This window comes from Streptomyces sp. NPDC008092, assembly GCF_042957285.1.
Lineage (GTDB): Bacteria > Actinomycetota > Actinomycetes > Streptomycetales > Streptomycetaceae > Streptomyces.
The window spans coordinates 689,321-707,517 of sequence record NZ_JBIBHY010000001.1 but is presented as its reverse complement, the minus strand read 5'-3'; the positions used below and the strand labels follow the sequence as shown (position 1 = coordinate 707,517).

General features: G+C 68.7%; 12 protein-coding genes. 7 read left to right on the top strand and 5 right to left on the bottom strand.

Annotated features, from left to right (window positions below; all coding sequences use genetic code 11):
* Positions 1–55 precede the first annotated feature (55 nt).
* Together ACFZB3_RS02855 and ACFZB3_RS02850 are read right to left on the bottom strand one after the other, a co-directional pair.
* Positions 56–1,360, bottom strand: coding sequence for a M20/M25/M40 family metallo-hydrolase (locus ACFZB3_RS02855; protein ID WP_391368590.1), 1,305 nt, complete (start codon positions 1,358–1,360; stop codon positions 56–58).
* Entirely contained in the window at positions 1,353–2,186 is an 834-nt protein-coding gene (locus tag ACFZB3_RS02850; RefSeq protein WP_391368587.1) for a M55 family metallopeptidase, read from the bottom strand. The genes ACFZB3_RS02855 and ACFZB3_RS02850 overlap by 8 nt, the downstream gene beginning before the upstream one ends.
* Positions 2,187–2,620: 434 nt before the next feature.
* On the opposite strand from ACFZB3_RS02850, the gene ACFZB3_RS02845 reads away from it, so the two are divergent.
* Positions 2,621–4,495 (top strand): DNA/RNA non-specific endonuclease, encoded by a 1,875-nt coding sequence (locus ACFZB3_RS02845; protein ID WP_391368585.1) that lies wholly within the window; start codon positions 2,621–2,623, stop codon positions 4,493–4,495.
* Positions 4,496–5,138: 643 nt separating this feature from the next.
* The gene (locus tag ACFZB3_RS02840; protein WP_391368582.1) at positions 5,139–6,371 is read left to right on the top strand and encodes a hypothetical protein; all 1,233 of its coding nucleotides are present in this window, start codon (positions 5,139–5,141) and stop codon (positions 6,369–6,371) included.
* Here the strand turns inward: ACFZB3_RS02840 and ACFZB3_RS02835 are convergent.
* Together ACFZB3_RS02835 and ACFZB3_RS02830 are read right to left on the bottom strand one after the other, a co-directional pair.
* Positions 6,355–8,058, bottom strand: coding sequence for an asparagine synthase-related protein (locus ACFZB3_RS02835; RefSeq protein WP_391368579.1), 1,704 nt, complete (start codon positions 8,056–8,058; stop codon positions 6,355–6,357). The genes ACFZB3_RS02840 and ACFZB3_RS02835 overlap by 17 nt on opposite strands.
* A 79-nt stretch (positions 8,059–8,137) precedes the next feature.
* Positions 8,138–8,740: a lasso peptide biosynthesis B2 protein gene (locus ACFZB3_RS02830; RefSeq protein WP_391368576.1), complete on the bottom strand. Its 603-nt coding sequence runs from the start codon at positions 8,738–8,740 to the stop codon at positions 8,138–8,140.
* Positions 8,741–9,177: 437 nt separating this feature from the next.
* Here ACFZB3_RS02830 and ACFZB3_RS02825 point away from each other — a divergent pair, with 437 nt between their 5' ends.
* From ACFZB3_RS02825 to ACFZB3_RS02810, 4 genes are read left to right on the top strand one after another with little or no spacing between them, the layout of a single operon-like run.
* Positions 9,178–9,585 (top strand): hypothetical protein, encoded by a 408-nt coding sequence (locus ACFZB3_RS02825; RefSeq protein WP_391368573.1) that lies wholly within the window; start codon positions 9,178–9,180, stop codon positions 9,583–9,585.
* On the top strand, positions 9,582–11,498 hold the full coding sequence (locus tag ACFZB3_RS02820) for a GMC oxidoreductase (RefSeq protein WP_391368570.1): 1,917 nt from the start codon (positions 9,582–9,584) through the stop codon (positions 11,496–11,498). The genes ACFZB3_RS02825 and ACFZB3_RS02820 overlap by 4 nt, the downstream gene beginning before the upstream one ends.
* The gene (locus ACFZB3_RS02815; protein WP_391368567.1) at positions 11,495–13,348 is read left to right on the top strand and encodes a peroxidase family protein; all 1,854 of its coding nucleotides are present in this window, start codon (positions 11,495–11,497) and stop codon (positions 13,346–13,348) included. The genes ACFZB3_RS02820 and ACFZB3_RS02815 overlap by 4 nt, the downstream gene beginning before the upstream one ends.
* A 1-nt stretch (position 13,349) precedes the next feature.
* The gene (locus ACFZB3_RS02810) at positions 13,350–15,413 is read left to right on the top strand and encodes a trypsin-like peptidase domain-containing protein (protein ID WP_391368564.1); all 2,064 of its coding nucleotides are present in this window, start codon (positions 13,350–13,352) and stop codon (positions 15,411–15,413) included.
* Positions 15,414–15,420: 7 nt separating this feature from the next.
* On the opposite strand, the gene ACFZB3_RS02805 is transcribed toward ACFZB3_RS02810, so the two are convergent.
* Positions 15,421–16,647 carry a hypothetical protein gene (locus ACFZB3_RS02805; RefSeq protein WP_391368562.1) on the bottom strand — a complete coding sequence of 409 codons (1,227 nt, stop codon included), beginning with the start codon at positions 16,645–16,647 and terminating at the stop codon, positions 15,421–15,423.
* Positions 16,648–17,532: 885 nt separating this feature from the next.
* Between ACFZB3_RS02805 and ACFZB3_RS02800 the strand changes: the two genes are divergently transcribed.
* A partial coding sequence (locus ACFZB3_RS02800; RefSeq protein ID WP_391368559.1) for a hypothetical protein occupies positions 17,533–18,197 on the top strand: 665 nt, incomplete at its 3' end.

The following is an 18,197-nucleotide window of genomic DNA, read 5'->3' as shown; positions in this document are numbered from 1 at the left end:
TCCTCCTCGTCCGTGCCGAGCCGCGCCGAGCAGCGCCGCGCCGCGCTGTGCCGTGCTACGCCGTGCGCAGGAAGCGGTCCAGGACCTGGACGCCGAAGTGCAGGGCCTCGACGGGGACGCGTTCGTCGACGCCGTGGAACAGGGCCTGGTAGTCGAGGTCCTCGGGCAGCTTGAGCGGGGCGAAGCCGTAGCCGGTGATGCCGAGCCGGGAGAACTGCTTGGCGTCGGTGCCGCCCGACATGCAGTACGGCACCACGTGGCCGTCGGGGGCGAACTCCTCGACGGCGGCGCGCATCCGGGCGTACGTCGGTGAGTCCAGCGGTGCCTGGAGGGCGACCTCGCGGTGGTGGAACTCCCAGTCGACGTCGGGGCCGGTGAGGAGGTCGAGGGTGGCACGGAACTCGTCCTCGGTGCCGTACAGATAGCGTCCGTCGACGAAGGCGACGGCCTCGCCCGGGATGACGTTGACCTTGTAACCGGCGTTCAGCATGGTCGGGTTGGCGCTGTTGCGGACGGTGGCCTCGACCAGCTTGGCGGCCGGGCCGAGCTTGTCGAGGAGCAGGTCGACATCGTGCAGGTCGGGCTCGATGCCGTACAGCGTGGCGAGTTCGGTGAGGGCGGCGGAGACCGTCGGGGTGAGCCGGAGCGGCCACCGGTGCTCGCCGATGCGGGTGACGGCGGCGGCGAGCCGGGTGACCGCGTTCTCGGAGTTGACCTTGGAGCCGTGCCCGGCCCGCCCGCGCGCGGTGAGCTTGAGCCAGGCGGTGCCGCGCTCCCCGGCGGCGACGGGGTAGAGCTGCCGTCCGGTGCCGTCGTGGAAGGTGAAGGCGCCGGACTCGGAGACGCCTTCGGTGCAGCCCTCGAACAGTTCGGGGTGGTGGTCGGCGAGGAACCCGGAGCCGTCCTCGGCGCTGGCCTCCTCGTCGGCGGTGAACGCGACGACGACGTCCCGGCGCGGCCGTACCCCCTCCCGGGCCCAGGCCCGCACCACGGCCAGGATCATCGCGTCCATGTTCTTCATGTCGACGGCGCCCCGCCCCCACACCACCCCGTCGCGGACCTCCCCGGAGAACGGGTCGACGCTCCAGTCGGCGGCCTGGGCGGGTACGACGTCGAGGTGACCGTGGACCAGGAGCGCGTCCGCGGTCGGGTCCGTGCCCTCGATGCGGGCGACGACGTTGGTGCGCCCCGCGGTCCGTTCCAGGAGGATCGGCTCCAGGCCCGCCTCCGCGAGCCGCTCGGCCGCGTACTCGGCGGCCGGCCGCTCCCGGCAGTCGCCGCCGCCGAAGTTGCTGGTGTCGATCCGGATCAGCTCGGCGGTGAACCGGACGACCTCGTCGAGTGCCTGCTGGTCAGCCATACTGCTCCTCCACCGCGGCCGAGACGATCGTGGTGACCGCCTTGAAGGTGCGGATGCCGTCGTACATGGTCCCCTCGGTGTACGCCACCTTCCGCTCGCCGACCTGGTCCACGCCGGGGACGACGGTGGCGGCGAGGGCGAGGTGCTCGGCGTCGAACTCCAGGGCGATCGTGAAGGGCCCACCGGTGACGGGTTCGTGCCGCACCGCGAGCTGGACCGCGTCCTTGGCGGCGGCGCGGATGTCGGCGGCGGTCCGGGCGGGCGTCCGGCACACGGCCGCATACCGCGAGACGTGGTCCTTGACGGCGACCTTGCGGGCCTCGGGCGCGTAGCCGAGGGCGTCCTCGCAGGCCAGGTCGTCGCCGGTGACGAGGACGACCGGGACGCCGTACTCGGCGACGACGTGCGCGTTGAGCAGCCCCTCGCTGGCGCGCACGTCGTTGAGCCAGACGCCGGTGACGGAGTTGGGGAGGTAGGTGTGGGCGAGGACGCCCTCCATGCCGGCGCCGGTGTGGTAGCCGATGAAGGCGATGCCGTCGACGTCGCCGTGCTGGACGCCCTCGACCATGGAGAGCGTCTTGTGGCGGCCGGTGATCATCTGGGCGCGGTCGTCGAGCTGCTCCAGGAGCAGGTTGCGCATGCTCCAGTGGGCCTCGTTGATGAGGACCTCGTCGGCGCCGCCGTCGTAGAAGCCGAGGACGGCGGCGTTGACGTCGGAGGTGAACATCGGCCGGCACCGCTCCCACTGCGGCGCGCCGGGCAGCACGTCGCCGGGCCAGGTCACCCCGGTGGCGCCCTCCATGTCGGCGCTGATGAGGATCTTCATGGGGCTTCACGTTACGCGTCGACGAGGGAACTTCCTACAAGGCGGAGAGGGGGTTGAGCCCACTGCCGGACCTCGGCACCGCGGAGACCCCGGAGCCGGAATCCCCATGCGCTCCCCAAGGCACCCAACCCGCCGCCGGCGCGTCAGAGCCAGGTTATGGCGCCCGGTCATCCCACAGGGCGCCTGTGCCTTCGAACGATACGGGCCGGCGGATAGGCGGGGTACTCACTTCCCGATCCCTTGAGGACCTGCCCTACTAGGGGCCTCAAAGCCATGCCCCTTTTGGGTCATTATATTAATACATATGCCGCGCATCCCTGTTTCGATGAGTGGTGGCCGGCGGACGCTCGCAGCGACACCGCACCTGCTCTGACTGGTCCGTGGTGCATTGCGCGAGCCGTTCCCCCTCCTCCGCGAAGGGACGTCTCCTTTTCATGCCCACCAACAACAAGACCCGCACTGCGTCGGCGCCGAGGAAATCGGCGCCCTCCCAGGACAAGCTGATCGAGTCCCTGAAGCAGTACATCCGCACGCGGGGTCCGGACCTGCTCGCAGACCCCAACGTGTCGTCCGTCGGGATCGGTCACAAGCTCAGGAACGGCACCCGAGGGAAACAGATTGCACTGCAGTTCACGGTCAACAGGAAGGCCGAGCCGGAAGCCCTCGAGGCGCTGGGCACGACCCGGATCCCGGAGACGATCGCGGTGGACGGGGTGGAGGTGCCGACCGACGTCATCGAACGCAGCTACCAGCCCCACTTCCGGGTGGTGGCGGAGGCTGAGAAGCCTCCCCGAAAGACCCGTCTCAACCCCATAGCCCCGGGGGCCAGTGTCGGCGGTGTGACGGTCACGGCCGGCACCATCGGCTGCATCGTGTTCGACAGGGCTGACGGCACCCCGTACGTGCTCAGCAACTGGCACGTACTGCAGGGCCCGGACGGTCAGCTGGGCGAGGAAGTCGTCCAACCCGGCCGGTTCGACGACAACCAGATCTCCAGCAACCGCCTCGGCGACTTGAGGCGGTCCCACCTCGGCCCGGCCGGCGACTGCGCCGTGGCCACCATCGAAGAGGGTCGGAGCGTCGATCCCAAGATCTTGGGACTTGACGTGGCACCCCAGGAGTTGGGTGAGCCGGCTCTGGGAGACAAGGTCGTCAAGAGCGGACGGACCACGGGCGTCACCCACGGGATCGTCCGCCGTATCCACACGATGGCCAAGATCGACTACGGTGGCGACGTCGGTGAGAAAACCATCGGCTGCTTCGAGATCGGGCCCGACAACGAGCACCCGGCGGCAGACAAGCAGATCAGCAGCGGCGGCGACTCGGGTGCGGTCTGGCTGTTCAAGCAGAACGGCCGACCGAGCAAGGTCGTCGCCGGCCTGCACTTCGGCGGTGAAAGCGCCGGCGACCCCGACGACCACGCGCTGGCCTGCCTCTCCAGCTCCGTCTTCGAGAAGCTCGACATCACCCTGCAGCAGCCCTCTCCCGAGGAGGTACAGCCCCTGCAGGGCTACAACCCGGACTTCCTCAGCGAGCGGATCGACATACCGCAGCTGACCGCAGAGATCAGCGGGGACACCATACGCCTCAGTGGCTCCGAGGTCATTCCGTACACGCACTACTCGCTGGCCCTCAGCAAGAAGCGGCATTTCCCCTTCTGGGTGGGCTGGAACATCGACGGCGGGAGCCTCAAGAAGCTCAGCCGGTCCGGCATACCCTTCACCAAGGACCCGCGACTTCCCGCGAACACACAGGTCGGGAACGAACTGTACGAGGCCAACCGGCTCGACCGCGGCCACATCGCCCGCCGCGCGGACCTGATTTGGGGCAGCATGCCCGAGGCACAGAAGGCGAACACCGACTCGTTCTTCTACACCAACATCACCCCGCAGATGGACGACTTCAACCAGAGCGCCAAGAACGGCCTGTGGGGCGAGCTGGAGGATGCCGTCTTCGCCGACGTCGACGTCGACGACCTCAAGGTGAGCGTCTTCGGTGGGCCGGTCCTCCAGGACGACGACCGCGTCTACCGGGACGTGAAGATCCCCCGTGAGTTCTGGAAGGTCATCGCCTTCGTCGAGCGAGGCGAGTTGAAAGCCAAGGCGTTCTTGCTCACGCAGAACCTGGACCAGCTCGAAACCCTGGACCTCGGCGAGTTCCGCGTCTTCCAGATCACCCTCGACGAGGTCGAGGAACGAGCCCATATCCGCTTCCCCACCGCCCTTCACAAGGGCGACCACCTGCTCGTGCCCGAGACGGTGGCTGAGCGGACGCCATTGGATGACCTGGCCGACATCCACTGGGACTGACCAGGCGGCCCGCCGGCGTGTCTCGTCAAGCTGCAGCGCGTGAGACACGCCGGCTCCTCACGGGACGAGGACGAGGGCGCTGCCTTCGAGTCGGCCGCGATGGAAGATCGGGCCCCATACCCCGCAGAAGTCCTTGGGCGGGTGGATCTCCTGGCCCGGACAGGTGCTGACCAGGTCGGCGTCGAGGGACCTGGGAGGACAGCGCGTGTGATCGACCAGCTCACCCCCGGTGTGGCTGCGCCCGCCGCTCCCGCACCGAGCGAACCTCGCGGAGAAGGCCTGTCCTAGGTCGACCGCCGTATGCACGAGCTCGCCGACCAGAAGGCCGCCGCCGGTCAGCAGCTCTCCAGGGTCGGAGCCACGGGCAACGCCGCAGGACGGCATCTGCGCTTCGAGCCGTCCAAAACCCGATGCCCACGCCCGGGCGCGTCCCGATGGAGAGACGCTTGCTCACCAGGGACGATGATGCTCGAAACCTCCGGCGCGGCGGCGGATCTCCTCTGCGGACGCGCCGCAGACGTGCGTCTGCGCAACGGCATGACCGGCGGCCCAAGGAGATGATCAGGTGCCAACTCCCCCCAAGCCTCATGGCGGCTTGCGCCCCAAGGTGCGACGGCCCTCGCTGAGAACCTGGCGGTCAAGGGTGGCCCTGGCGCTGATCGAGCTGGTCCTTCTCACGACGACGGTGCTGCTGGCCCGGTTCGGCCTCGCGGACGTCCTTCATGCCCTGACCTTCCCCGGTCGGTTCACCGGTGCCGTTCTTCTCGTGGTCTCGTTCACCACGTTGCTGGGCGCCGCCGCCGTGCCCGACCACTGGATCCAGCATTGCTTCCCCTATTCCGGCCTGGTCGCGCTGGTCGGCGCGTTCACGGCCCTGCTGGCCAACGTCATGATGCTGGCCTCTACGTGGGAGGACGGCGACTCCACGTACTACAAGTCGGTGTTCGCCGTGCTCTCGGTGGGTTCGGCGGCGGCTGCGTTCACGGTGTGGCGGACGTCGGTCATGGTCCCCACTCCCAAGCGGGTGGCCGTCGCGGTGATCGTTCCCTCAGTCATCGCGGTCGCCAATTTCGGCTACCAGAACCTTTATCAGCCGAACGAGCGTGACACCAGGCCCGTCATCACCTTGTCCATGGGGAAAGCGGTGCTGAGCAATGACCGCAAGGCCTTCGCCGTACCGGTCGACATCACCTTCCAGAACCGCGGTGAGAGGAGTTTCTATGTGCTCGGCTCCGAATTCCACGCGATGGCGCAACGGGTGCAGCTCAGCCCCAAGGACCGGCTGCAACAGCAGTGGCGAACCGATGCCGACCAGTGGAGCAAATCCTCGGAAATGAACCCGCTCTCTCGCAAGGAGATCCACGAGGCCGGCGATCTGCTGGAGGCGAAACCGTGGATGCCCTTTGGTTATTGGATCGAGTCGAATGACACCTTCGCCACCCGGTTGGTGGTACAACTGCCCATCAACACGCCGTACGACCAGGTGACGTTCTACGCCACCGCGAACCTCGCGCGCAAGGACCGGATCGAGCTGCAGCCACCGCTCCATTTTCTGACGAATTCCTGGAACGCGAAAAAGGTCCCCGAATGGGTGAAGAAACAACGGACAAAGGGCATCGACTTCCTCGTCTACCGTGCCAGGGTGCACGAGAACAACGCGGTCGACGAGTACACGCGGGATGCGCGTTGGGCGACCGTCTACTGGAGGTTCGGCGAGCACGGCGCGACAGTGGTGACGTCCATCACGCGCCACGGCGAGGAGGGCCGCGTCGCCGGCTCTGCGGAACAACGTGATGTGACAAGCCGGTACGGCCTCGTCGAACTCCGCACGGGCCCTTACGTGCGGAACCTGTGGGACATCAAGAGCCAGCGCTGACGGGCAGACGTTCCAGCCAGGCCACCAGCGCGAGCGAGCTGTTCATCCGGTCCCAGGAGTACGCGTCACCGATGCCGAGCCGAGCCTCCCGTACCGCATGACACAGCGTCTCGACGTCGAACATCTCCGCGACCAGCGGATGCCCGGCGGAGCGGCACAGGGCGATGAGTTCGTCGCCGTGTGCCCGCAGGCCGCGCGCATAGAGGTCGTCGAACGGGACCTTGACCGCCCTGCCGCTGATCGAGGCCGGGAGCAGGTCCGCCATGGCCTCACGCAGAACCGCCTTCGGACGGCCCGCCCGGAACGTGGCCGTGACGGGGAGACGGCTCATCGTGGCGACGACCCCCCGGTCGAGGAAAGGGTGCGAGAGGAAGAACCCGTCCTCTCGCACGCGATGCCAGGACAGCAGGTCGGGAGCGGCTACGTAGTTGGCGGCGTCGTACAGCGACTGTTCCGGCCTGCGCCCGAACACGAAGCGGCTCTCCGCGATACCGGCCTCCCGGTAGCCATGAGCCCGGGCGAATCCGGGCCGCAGCCATCGGGGGCGGTTGAAGGTGCCGAGACCGCCCAGCACCGTCCCGCCGCGGACCCATGCGGTGATCCGTTCGGTGGTGAGCGGAAAAGCCGGCTGGACCACGTAGGCGTGGACGACGTCCCGCAGGCCCCGCTCGCTTCCCGCGGCCCAGGCGCGTGCCTGCTGGGTCATCTGCCGCAGCCGGCCCGTACGGGCGAGCCTGTGCAGGTGGAACGGGTTGGCGTCGGCGACGGGATCGGCCCCGCAGCCGGTCAGAAGGGTGTCACAGCCCAGTTCCGCGGCCGCGCCGTGGAGTCTGCTCCAGAACGGGGCGCGGAACGCGTGCGCATGAGGCTCGTCCGCGTCTCCCGCGTGGTGCCGGAAGTCGTCGAAGTCGGCCACGTCGTCGGCATCGACGATGACCGGGCACGCCGCTGGTGCGTGACGGCGGATCTCCTCCAGCGCGATGTCGAGGTACGGCTGCTCCGCCGCCAGCTCTCCGCGGGAGAAACGCCCGCCGAGCAGGACCAGGTTCCCAGGGCCGACTCGCCTCTCGGCCAGCAGACGCACGGCGAGCAGCGCAACGCTGGTGGAGTCGGTGCCGCCGGATACATGGCATGCCGTCGTCGTGCCCAGACGGCGTGCGACGGCGTTCTCAAGAGCCAGGCGCAGCTCCTGCGCGGCCTCACCCAGGTGGAGGTCAGCCGTCGGCGCGGGCGGGTCGGTGGCCCGACGCACGGGTCGCAGCGTACGACGGCGCAACTGCCCGGTGAGGGAAAGTTCCACCACCTCTCCGCCGAGCACGCGGTGTACCCCGGCGAACGGCGTGAGGTCCGTGTGCGGTTGCGCCGAGTTCCCGGTGAGGTAGCGGCAGAAGTAGCGGGGATCCAGCTCTGTGGCGTTCCCCAGACTCCGGGCGGAGGTGCTCACGGCATGCACGAGGCCATCCGACGCCCGGAAGAACAGCGGGATGCGTGCCTGTTCGTCGCGCAACAGAAGGATGCGGTCGCGGCAGACCAGAACGGCCGCGTAGTCGCCCGTCGGCAGCGGCGGGGCGGCTCCCTTCGTGGCGTAGGCGTCGAGGAGGCCGTGTGCGCCCGCCGACCGGTCGCGGGCCGCGCCGACCCAGCCGACGACGGCCGCGGTGCCGGCGGGCGAGGAGACTGTCGTCACGAGTCCCTGGCGCTTCATGGCGTCGGAGGTCCGGAGCCTCGGTGCTCCGTCGGCCCAATCGAGGCGGAGCGCATCCATGTCACCGTCCCCCGCAGTCGATCGACAGCACCGGTGTGTAGGCGTGCCCTCGCGGATCGGCGTCCGGGATGCACACGCCGGCCGAGTCCGTCCAGGCGTGCAGGGCGAAGGGGTGTTCGCGGACACCGACGTGGAGTACGGCCTTCAGGCCGCGCCGCCGTAGCAGGAGGAAGGCGGTCACGGCCTCGGACTTGCAGTCGCCGTTGACGAACCAGCTGCTGCGGCTGTGTGTCTGCACCGCTCGTTTCAGGCGTCCGAGTTCCTGGACGGAGGGGAGGTCGGCACGGGCGTAACCCGGGGCGGCCAAGGACAGCAGTCGCAGGACACGCCCGAATCCCAGGGTCCGGATGAGCAGGTGCACTCCACGTAGCCACAGCCCGACGGCGCCGCCGTCCGCGTGCTCGTGCTTCTTTCGGCGACCCGTGGCGCATCCGGCCCGCACAAGAACGGTGACGAGCTCGGCGCGTTCCTCAGGGTTTCCCTCGGCGAACTTCCGGACGTCCGCCGCCGCCATCCCGAGAAAGCGCGTCCGTTTCCAGTCGGCGATCAGCACTCCATCGGACAGCCGGCTGACACGGCAATGCGATGACAGGATCCTTGCCATGGCTGCCAGGGCATCGGTGTCCTCTGCCACCGCACATCCTCCAGGGTCTCGCCGTGAACGGTGTCAGGACTGATATCCGTGACCGTCGTAGAGTCCGCCGCTGAAACCCCGGATCAGACGGCCGTTGCCGAGAAGAACCAGCTGACGCGGCCTACGGCGCCGCAGCAATCGAAGAAACATCGCCGCCTCCAGAGTCGGAGCAGGACAGATCAACTCCACGCTACGCCCCCACGAATGGCCCGCAACCGGACTGCCGACCTGAGCCGTAAGGACACGCATGCACGTCGGAGACCCTGCTGAAGCCCTGGGACTCAAGGTGCAGGGGAGCCGCGATTCCCATAATGTGGTAATTGGAGTGCTTCCGGGGTGTCTTCTCCCTCGTCGGGGGTTCGGCGGTGGTTCCCGTCACCGCAAGAATCACAGCACCGTCAGGAGACATGATGGCCACCCAAAAACCCGGGCCTCGCGCTGTCTCGGTCTACGCACTCGCCGGCATCCGGCTCTTCAACGGAGTCACCGGACTGCTCGCACCCGGCCTGCTCATCCGGCGCCTCGACCCCGATCGTGAGCCCCCCAGTCCGGCGGCCGTGTACGCCTTCCGGCTCTTCGGGATCCGTACGATCCTGCTCGGCATCGATCTGCTGACCAACCGCGACGAGCGGTTGCGAGAGGACCTCCGCGACGGCGTCCTGATCCACGGCAGTGACACCGCGACGGCGGCCACACTGGGCCTGAGCGGCCGACTTCCCCCGCGTACCGCGGCGCTGACCACACTCATCTCGGCCGTCAACACAGTCCTGGCCGCCACCTCGCTCGCCAACCCGGTGCAGGGGAGGCGAAAGTGACGAATGGGCCCGGCGCCGTCGCCTCGGCCGAGACGGGTTTCGACTACGTCGTCGTCGGCGCCGGGGCGGGCGGCGGACCGCTCGCGGCCAACCTCGCCGCCGCGGGCATGCGCACCCTGCTGCTCGACGCGGGCGGAGCCCCGGAGAACGACAACTACCTGGTGCCCGCCTTCCACGCGGACGCCTCCGAGGACCCCGTCCAGTGCTGGAACTACTTCGTACGGCACTACGCCGACGATCGGCAGCAACAGCGCGACAGCAAACTCGTCCCCGAACGGGGCATCCTCTACCCGCGTGCCGGGACGGTCGGCGGCTGTACCGCGCACCACGCGCTCATCACCGTCTATCCGTACAACCGCGACTGGGACGCGATCGCGGAGGAGACCGGCGACGTGACGTGGCACAGCACGGCCATGCGAGGGTACTTCGAGCGGCTGGAACGCTGCACCTACCGGCCGAGGCCCAAGGAGCCGCCCGCCAACCCGCTGCTGGCGGCGCTGCTGAAGATCCTGCCCGTCACGGGCGCCCGGTACCGCAACGACGCTCGCCACGGATTCGACGGCTGGCTGCCGACCACCCTCGCCGACCCCGAACTGGTTGTCCAGGACGAGCAGTTGCTGAAGGTCGTCCTCTCGGCGGCGGAGGACACGCTGGCCGACTTCCTCGACCGGCCGCTGTCCCCGCTGGAGGGGTTCGGCTCCTTCGTCGACCCCAACGACTGGCGGGCGCAGACGCGTGCCTTGCAGGGGCTGTGGCAGATCCCCCTCTCCACCGCGAACGGACGGCGCAGCGCCGTACGCGAGCGGATCCAGGGCGTACAGCGAAGCCATCCGGGCGATCTGGTGGTCCGTACGAACGCGCTGGCAGCCCGGATCGTACTGGGCGGGAACGGCACCGCGACCGGCGTCGACTATCTGGACGGGGCGCACGCCTACCGGGCCGACCCCGCGAGCCGGCCGGGCGCCGGGCCACCCGGACTGCGCAGGGTCCTCGCCTCCCACGAGGTGATCCTGGCCGCGGGTGCCTTCAACACGCCCCAGCTGCTGATGCTTTCGGGCATCGGACCGCGTGAGGAGCTGCGGCGGCACGGCATCCCCGTAAAGGTCGACCTCCAAGGCGTGGGCGGGAATCTCCAGGACCGGTACGAGGTCGGCGTGGTCAGCCGGATGGACCGCGAGTTCCCGGTCCTCGGGGACTGCGACTTCCACACGCCACGGCCCGGGACCGAACCGGATCGCTGCTACCGGGCCTGGCGGCGTGGCGAAGGTCTGTACACGACGAACGGTGCCGTCGTCGGTATCACCCGCATGTCCCGTCCGGAGCTGGACGAACCCGACCTGTTCATCTTCGGCGGCCCCTTCGACTTCCGGGGCTACCGGCCCGGCTACTCCCACGACCTGACACTCCACAAGGACCGCTTCACCTGGGCCATCCTCAAGAGCCGTACCCACAACACCGGGGGCCGGGTGCGGCTGCGCTCCACCGACCCCCGTGACACCCCGCTGGTGAACTTCCACTACTTCGGCGAGGGCACGGACAAGGGCGCCGTGGATCTCGACGCCATGGCCGGTGCAGTCGAGTTCGTGCGCGAGATGAACCGCAGGGCCGGCTCCGTGATCTCCGAGGAGTTGTGGCCCGGCGAGGAGTTCGCCGGACGTGACGGCATCCGCCGTTTCGTGCAGGACGAGGCCTGGGGACACCACGCGTCCTGCACCTGCCGGATGGGACGGGCGGACGACCCTTCGGCCGTCGTCGACAGCGAGTTCCGGGTGCGCGGAGTGGACCGCCTACGGATCGTCGACGCCTCGGTCTTCCCCCGCATTCCCGGATTCTTCGTCGCCGCCCCCATCTACATGATCAGCGAGAAGGCGAGCGACGCGATTCTCGCAACCGCCCGAGGAGGACCTCGATGAGCAAGCAACCAGGTGCCGCCGGCCGTTCCGACGCCGGATACCGTACGTCACTGCCCTGGCGGATCGTCACCGCCGGCGCCGAATACGTGGACCGGCGCATCGGCTGGGACCGACTGCCCGTCGTGGCGGGCCTGCTGGCGCTCCTCGGACTGCGCGTCAGGCTCCGGCAGAAGAACCTCTACGACGCCGATCGGCTGCCCTCGGTCAATCTGCCGGATCCCGCGCCCCCCTCCGAGACCCACAAGGTCAACCGGACCGCCGACGGCAGCCACAACGACCTCGCCGAGCCTCGTATGGGTATGGCGGGCACCCGCTTCGGCCGGAACATCCCGCTGGACCGGATCGCGCCGACCGCACCCGAGGACGTACTGTCCACGCCGAACCCGCGCGAGGTCAGCCGCGCCGTGCTCACCCGCGACGAGCTCATCCCCGCCGAATCGGTCAACTCGCTGGTCGCCGCCTGGCTTCAGTTCATGGTCCGTGACTGGTTCAGCCACGGGACCAGCCCCACGGAACGGCCCTGGGAAGTACCCCTCATGGACGACGACCCGTGGCCGGAACACCCCATGCGGATCATGCGGACACCGGACGACCCGACCCGCGACCCGCAGGCACCGGCCGGGACGCCCGACACCCGCGTCAACGTGTCCTCCCACTGGTGGGACGCGTCGCAGATCTACGGGGCGAACGAGACCGAGCAGCATCTGATGCGCACCTGTGAGCGGGGCAAGCTGCGTTTGTGGGACGACGAGCAGCCCCCGGTCCCTTCGGACCCCTCCCGGGACCCTTCGCACGTCCCCGGCTTCTGGCTGGGCCTCGCCATGATGCACGACCTGTTCGCCCGTGAGCACAACGCGATCTGCGATCACCTGCACAGCGCTTACCCGTCCTGGAACGACGAGGAGCTCTTCCAGCGCGCCCGGCTCGTCAACGCCGCGCTCCTCGCCAAGATCCACACGGTGGAGTGGACACCGGCCGTGATCAGCCACCCCACCACCGTCAAGGCACTGCGCGCCAACTGGTGGGGGATCGCGGGCGAGCGCGTCCACGACCTCTTCGGCCGGATCAGCGACAGCGAGGTCGTCAGCGGTATCCCCGGCGGCGAAACGGACCACTACGGCGTCCCGTACTCCCTCACCGAGGAATTCGTGGCCGTCTACCGCATGCACCCACTCATCCGCGACGAGTGGCATCTGCGCTCCGCCGCCGACGACACGAGCCTGCGCCACTGCTCCCTCCGCGACATCGCGGGCCCCGGGGCGCTGAAGGTCCTGGAGACCACCGCGATGGCCGATCTGCTCTACAGCTTCGGCACACTCCACCCCGGACTGGTCACTCTGCACAACTTCCCCAGGTTCCTGCAGGAGTTCGAGCGCCCCGACGGGCAACTGCAGGACCTCGCCGCCACCGACATCCTGCGCTCCCGGGAACTGGGCGTCCCCCGCTACAACGAGTTCCGGCGGCTGCTGCGGCTGAAGCCGGCGGCGAACTTCCTGGAGCTGACGGAGAACCGGGCGTGGGCCGAACAGATCCAGTGGCTCTACGACGGCGACATCGAGAAGGTCGACCTCATGGTCGGGCTGTACGCGGAGAAGCTGCCGGCCGGATTCGCCTTCAGCGACACGGCGTTCCGCATCTTCATCCTGATGGCCTCACGCCGGCTGAACAGCGACCGCTTCTTCACCGAGTACTACACCCCCGAGGTGTACTCCAAGGCCGGTATGGCCTGGATCGACGACAACAGCATGAGAACGGTGCTCCTGCGCCACCACCCGGAACTGCGCGCGGCTCTCGCCGGGCTGACGAACGCCTTCGTGCCGTGGCACACCGCCGGAATGCCGGTGACCTGACATGGCAACGACGGACAGGTCCCGCGAGGAACGGGAGCGCCAGGTCACGGCGGCCGCCACGCGGTACGACGAGAGCGGCGACGAGCGGCGGGCCGTCGAGGAGCAGCAGGACGCCGGGGTCGCCTTCCCGGATTCCGAGGAGGCACTCGCGGCGCGCGCGGCCCGGCTGCTGGACCGGCAGGCGGTGCCCGCCGCCATGGTGGTGGAAGCCGTCCGGGCAGAACCGCTGGCCGCGACCGCCGCCTACGAACGCATCCTCGGGGTGTCCAAGGAACTGCAGGCTTGGAGCTTCCTGCCGCGAGGCGCCCGGGCGGCACGCACCGTCGCCCGGATCTCGGTGCGCGAGAACGGCCGTGAACTGCCTCTCGGCACCGGCTTCCTGGTGTCGCCGAACCTGCTGATGACCAACCATCACGTGCTCACCGACGCGGAGGCCGCCCGGCAGTGCTTCGTGGAGTTCGACGCCCAGGTCACCGTCGACAACACGGCCCAGCCGGCGACGCGGTTGGAACTCGACCCGGCCGGGTTCTTCGTCACGGACCAACGCCTCGACTTCGCCCTGGTGCTGGTCGCCCCGGGCCCGGACCCGCGGCCCGCAGGGGAGACGTTCGGCTGGAACCGGCTCAGCGCGCAGCCGGGAAAACTGGTGATCGGCGAACCGGTCAATGTCATCGGCCATCCGATGGGGCGGCTCAAGGAGATCGCCGTCCGCGACAACATGCTCCAGGTGCGCCTCGACGACTTCCTCCACTACAAGACGGACACCGAGCCGGGCAACTCGGGCTCTCCCGTCTTCAACGACCAGTGGGAGGTCGTCGCGCTCCACCACAGCGGTGTGCCCAGGACCGACGGGCAGGGCCGGGTCCTGCGCCGTGACGGCCAGGTCTGGCAGCCCGGCGACGGCGACGACGCCATCGACTGGGTGTCCAACGAGGGCGTACGCGTCAGCTCCATCCTGAAACACCTCGCCGCCGTGCCCCTCGCCTCCCGGCAGCGGGAGCTGCTGGCCGCGATGGGCCCGGAGTCGGGACTGCACCTCGCGGAGGCCGCCGCCGGCCCGGTTGCGGCTCCGGCTCCCGCCGCCGGCCCGGTGACGGCCCCGGCTCCCGCCGTCGCGGCGGCGCGCCCGGCCGCCGAGAAGGCCACCGTGCGTGCGGGCCTGCGTGCCCGGGACGGAGCGTTCGGCGGCACACGGCATCTGGTCTTCCTGCACGGTCGCTCCCAGGAAGGCAAGGAACCCGAGAAACTGCGCCGCGAATGGGCGGCCGGACTCAACCAGGGGCTCGTCCGCGCGGGGCTCCCTCCGGTCGACCCGGCGGACGTCTGGTTCCCTTATTACGGCGACCGGTTGGTGCAAGCCCTGACCGCGCACGAGGCCGTCCCCCACCTCACCGAGGCGCCGACCGCCAGGGCGGCGGAGGCGGTCGCGCCCGCCGGCCCCACTGCCCGCGCGGTGTACGAGGAGATCATCGGCGAGGCGGCCACGAAGTGGGCCATGCCTCAGGAGGGCCAGCTCGCCACCGAAAGCATCGGCCTGGACGACCTGGTCGGGGCCCTGCACAATCAGCTGGGGTGGCTGGCCGCCAGGAGCGACCTCGATGCCTGGGCCATCGCCCTGGTCTTCCGTGACGTGGCCGCGTACCTCGACGACCGGCGCATCCGCGACGAGGTCCTGGACTGCGTACTGGAGACGATGCCGGACGCCGGGGAAGTGGTGCTCGTCAGCCACAGCCTCGGCACGGTCGTCGGCCTGGATCTCACCACCCGGCTGTCCCCCGGAGTGGACCTCGTCCATCTGACCACGGCCGGCAGCCCCCTCGGCCTGGACAATGTGTACAGCAGGCTGCTCGTCGGCGGGCCGAAGCGTCCGAACATCGTGGCGGACTGGCTCAACGCCTGGTGCCCGACCGACGCGGTGGCCATCGGATGCCCGCTGGGCGACGACTGGGCGGACGGACTGTCCGACCTCGCTGTCGTCAACGCCCGCGAACGGGCGCACAGCATTGTCGAGTACCTGGCCCACGCCGAGGTTGCCCGATCGATCGGCAGTCATCTCGGCGAATGAGGCGGCTTCACGGCTTCGGGGGCTTCAGGCCGTCCGGTTCCGGGTCAGGGGACGGGCGTCCCACGTCCGACAGCGTCTCGCGGGCCCGTTCGTCGACGAAGCGGGTCACGAGCTGCTGGGCAGCGCCGAAAATGACGGCCCAGGCCACTATTTGCGGGCTGGAATCCAGATCGCTCAGACCCGGAACGAACGCACCCCTGATGAGCAGGACTCCTATGAACGCGGTCAGAGCCCCGGTGGGGAATTTCAACAGGGCTGCCGAAAGCGGCAGCATGTAAGGACTACTTGTCCCCTGGATCCGGCGTAGGGACGCAATGACCATGAGAGCCGCACCAGCCAGTCCTGCTGCCTCGGTGACAAGAACGTCGACTCGCTGGGCGTAGTCACTCGGAACGCTTTCCGGGTTCAGGGGAACCTCCCCGGAAGGGCATGCGGCGAACTTCTTCCCCTCAGGGAGGAAGCACATGTTGAGCGAATCAGGACAGTACCAGCCCCAGGCTGCGAGCCCGCACACACCGATCAGAACGAAGAAGGTGGCCACCCGCAGAATGAGGCTGAGGCTGCGAACTCTGCTGAATTCGGCGTCCAGCCCGTCGTACGAGGCACTCAGAGCGAGGGCGAGAAGCACGCGGTCCCCCGGCAGCGGTCCTTTCGTCCCCATGCGCTCCGCGACCGCACTCACCTTGATCCGAAGCGGGTCGGCGGGGAGAAGATGCTGTTCAACGTGGCTCAGTACGTCGGCACTTCGGCCGGGCAGGTCTTCTTCCGCACACAGCGTGAGCAGCATCACGTCGGTCGCGCGCACATTGGCCCAGGTCCTCTCGAGTGCTGCGGCCCCGGAGAAGGGGCGGCGCCGCGCGGAGATGGCGTTCCTCGCCTCCTCCAGTTGCCGCGCGATCCCCTCCAGTGTCCTTTCTCGCTGACATTGATCAGCCCGGTCCCCGACCGCTCGGCACCTCTCACGATCTGCCTGCTGTTCCAGAAAGAGAACGCGTGCGGCAGCTCGCTCGCGCCAGGCTGTTCTGTGAGTCCTGGACAGCTCCGTGGGCATTTTGGGGAGCTGAGCCACGTTCTTTCGCCGGGTCGGCTCGCAGGGGTGATCGCCCTTCGATTCATCTGGCGTCAGCGTGCGCCTGAGCATGAGCGAAGCGATCCACAGGAGTATGAAAACAGCGACGCTCCCTCTGGGCTTTTTCGCGCTTTCTGAACCCGTGAAGGCTTTACCGCTGGTCATCCCGGCCTCCAGTAAAGACTCCCCTTCCCAGCGTAGGACGGCCAGCCAACAGGTGCACGTCAAGTGGGGGGCGCAGCCGGCTCCCTGCAAGTCAAAACCACACCGGCCAACTGGACGCGTGGGCCCCGAAACGGTTCGTACGGTGGCGGCCGGCCGAGGTCCAGTAACCCCTGCCCCTGAGCGAGTCGCTCCGCGAAGCACACCTCACCCTCGACGCGGACACCTGCCGCAGAGCCGGAGAGGAACAACACCGGCTGATCACCGCGCCCGCGCCCCCGGGTCGCTCGGCCGGGTCGCTCCCGGCCACACCCGTATCGTCCGGCGGCCGAATCGCCCATGTCGCGCCCCGCAGCGCAGACTTCGGCCGAGCGTTCGAGACATTCCGGACCTTGTGAGCCCAGCACCTCACATGCCGGGCGGCAGGGATCACCTCCCCAGGCGCCTTTCACGGCTCCATCACCTCGTACCCGATCACCAGCTCCGGGTCGCACATGCCGCGTCGACAACGGTCGCGCAGCAGGTCGGCCCAGGGCCCGGCGGACTCCCGCAGGCCTCCGACAGCGCGATCAACTCCTTGTTGCCGTCCAGCCACACCCCGGGAAGGACCGGCACGCACGAGTACACCTGCCGGAGCCCCGCCTGCCGATGCACCCCGTCCGCCCGCACATGGACGACGACGTCGACCGGCCCCGCGGCGGTGGCCACGGTGCGGGACCGATGGCGGCCGGTGCGGACCGCCAGGCGGTGGCCGGCCTCGCCTGAAGTGTTCGGCGATGACTGCAGAGGGTGTTCGAGCACGCCTGGCGCCACCGCGCGCAGGCAGACACCGACGCGTAGCGTGGAGATGATGGCATTTTTCGGACAATTCACCGGAAGGGGAGTGCGATGACCACCAGATCAACGCATGTCACGCTCAACAACCACGCCACGCTGACAAGAGGGTCAGCCCACCAGAACCTGAAGCTCAGGCGTACCGCGATGCACCTGGATAGCGGTGAGTGGACCACGAGTCCGCCGCAACTCATCAGCGACAGGGGGGACTGGGAGTTCCAGACCGACGAACTCGCGGCTGGTGCCGGGGGGCAGGTCATCTACCGACTGGAGGACCCCGACGGTTCACCCGCGGGTGAAGTACGCGTTCACTGGGGCAACTCCTCCGCCGATCCGAACGCCCAGAGCGGGGTCGCCGCCCCCGCGGCCGTGGTGGAAACCGAGCTCGGCTCCACGGTGCTACGGATCCAGGACGACGGCGACGCCTCGAACGTGATATTCGAGCTACGCGACGGCCTCCGTGAAATCAGCGAAGAGGACCGCGACGCCACGGTGGCGGGTGTGCTGGAGGCGATCGACACGCAACGCTTTGCCGCAATCTGGGAGCAGTCCCCCGGATCCACGTTCCACGCAATGCACGGTCTGACGTCGAGCCAGTACCAGCAGAGGTTCAACGACCTCGTCGGCCAGGGCTTCCGCCCGGTGCACGTCAGCGGGTACTCCAGCGGCGGCGTCGACCTGTTCGCAGCGATCTTCGAACAACGCCAGGGACCGGCCTT

Coding starts and splice junctions, on each gene's coding strand:
- ACFZB3_RS02815 (WP_391368567.1), top strand. CDS start 11,495: ATGAGCAAGCAACCAGGTGCCGCCGGCCGTTCCGACGCCGGATACCGT.
- ACFZB3_RS02805 (WP_391368562.1), bottom strand. CDS start 16,647: ATGACCAGCGGTAAAGCCTTCACGGGTTCAGAAAGCGCGAAAAAGCCC.
- ACFZB3_RS02825 (WP_391368573.1), top strand. CDS start 9,178: ATGATGGCCACCCAAAAACCCGGGCCTCGCGCTGTCTCGGTCTACGCA.
- ACFZB3_RS02845 (WP_391368585.1), top strand. CDS start 2,621: ATGCCCACCAACAACAAGACCCGCACTGCGTCGGCGCCGAGGAAATCG.
- ACFZB3_RS02830 (WP_391368576.1), bottom strand. CDS start 8,740: ATGGCAAGGATCCTGTCATCGCATTGCCGTGTCAGCCGGCTGTCCGAT.
- ACFZB3_RS02855 (WP_391368590.1), bottom strand. CDS start 1,360: ATGGCTGACCAGCAGGCACTCGACGAGGTCGTCCGGTTCACCGCCGAG.
- ACFZB3_RS02810 (WP_391368564.1), top strand. CDS start 13,350: ATGGCAACGACGGACAGGTCCCGCGAGGAACGGGAGCGCCAGGTCACG.
- ACFZB3_RS02850 (WP_391368587.1), bottom strand. CDS start 2,186: ATGAAGATCCTCATCAGCGCCGACATGGAGGGCGCCACCGGGGTGACC.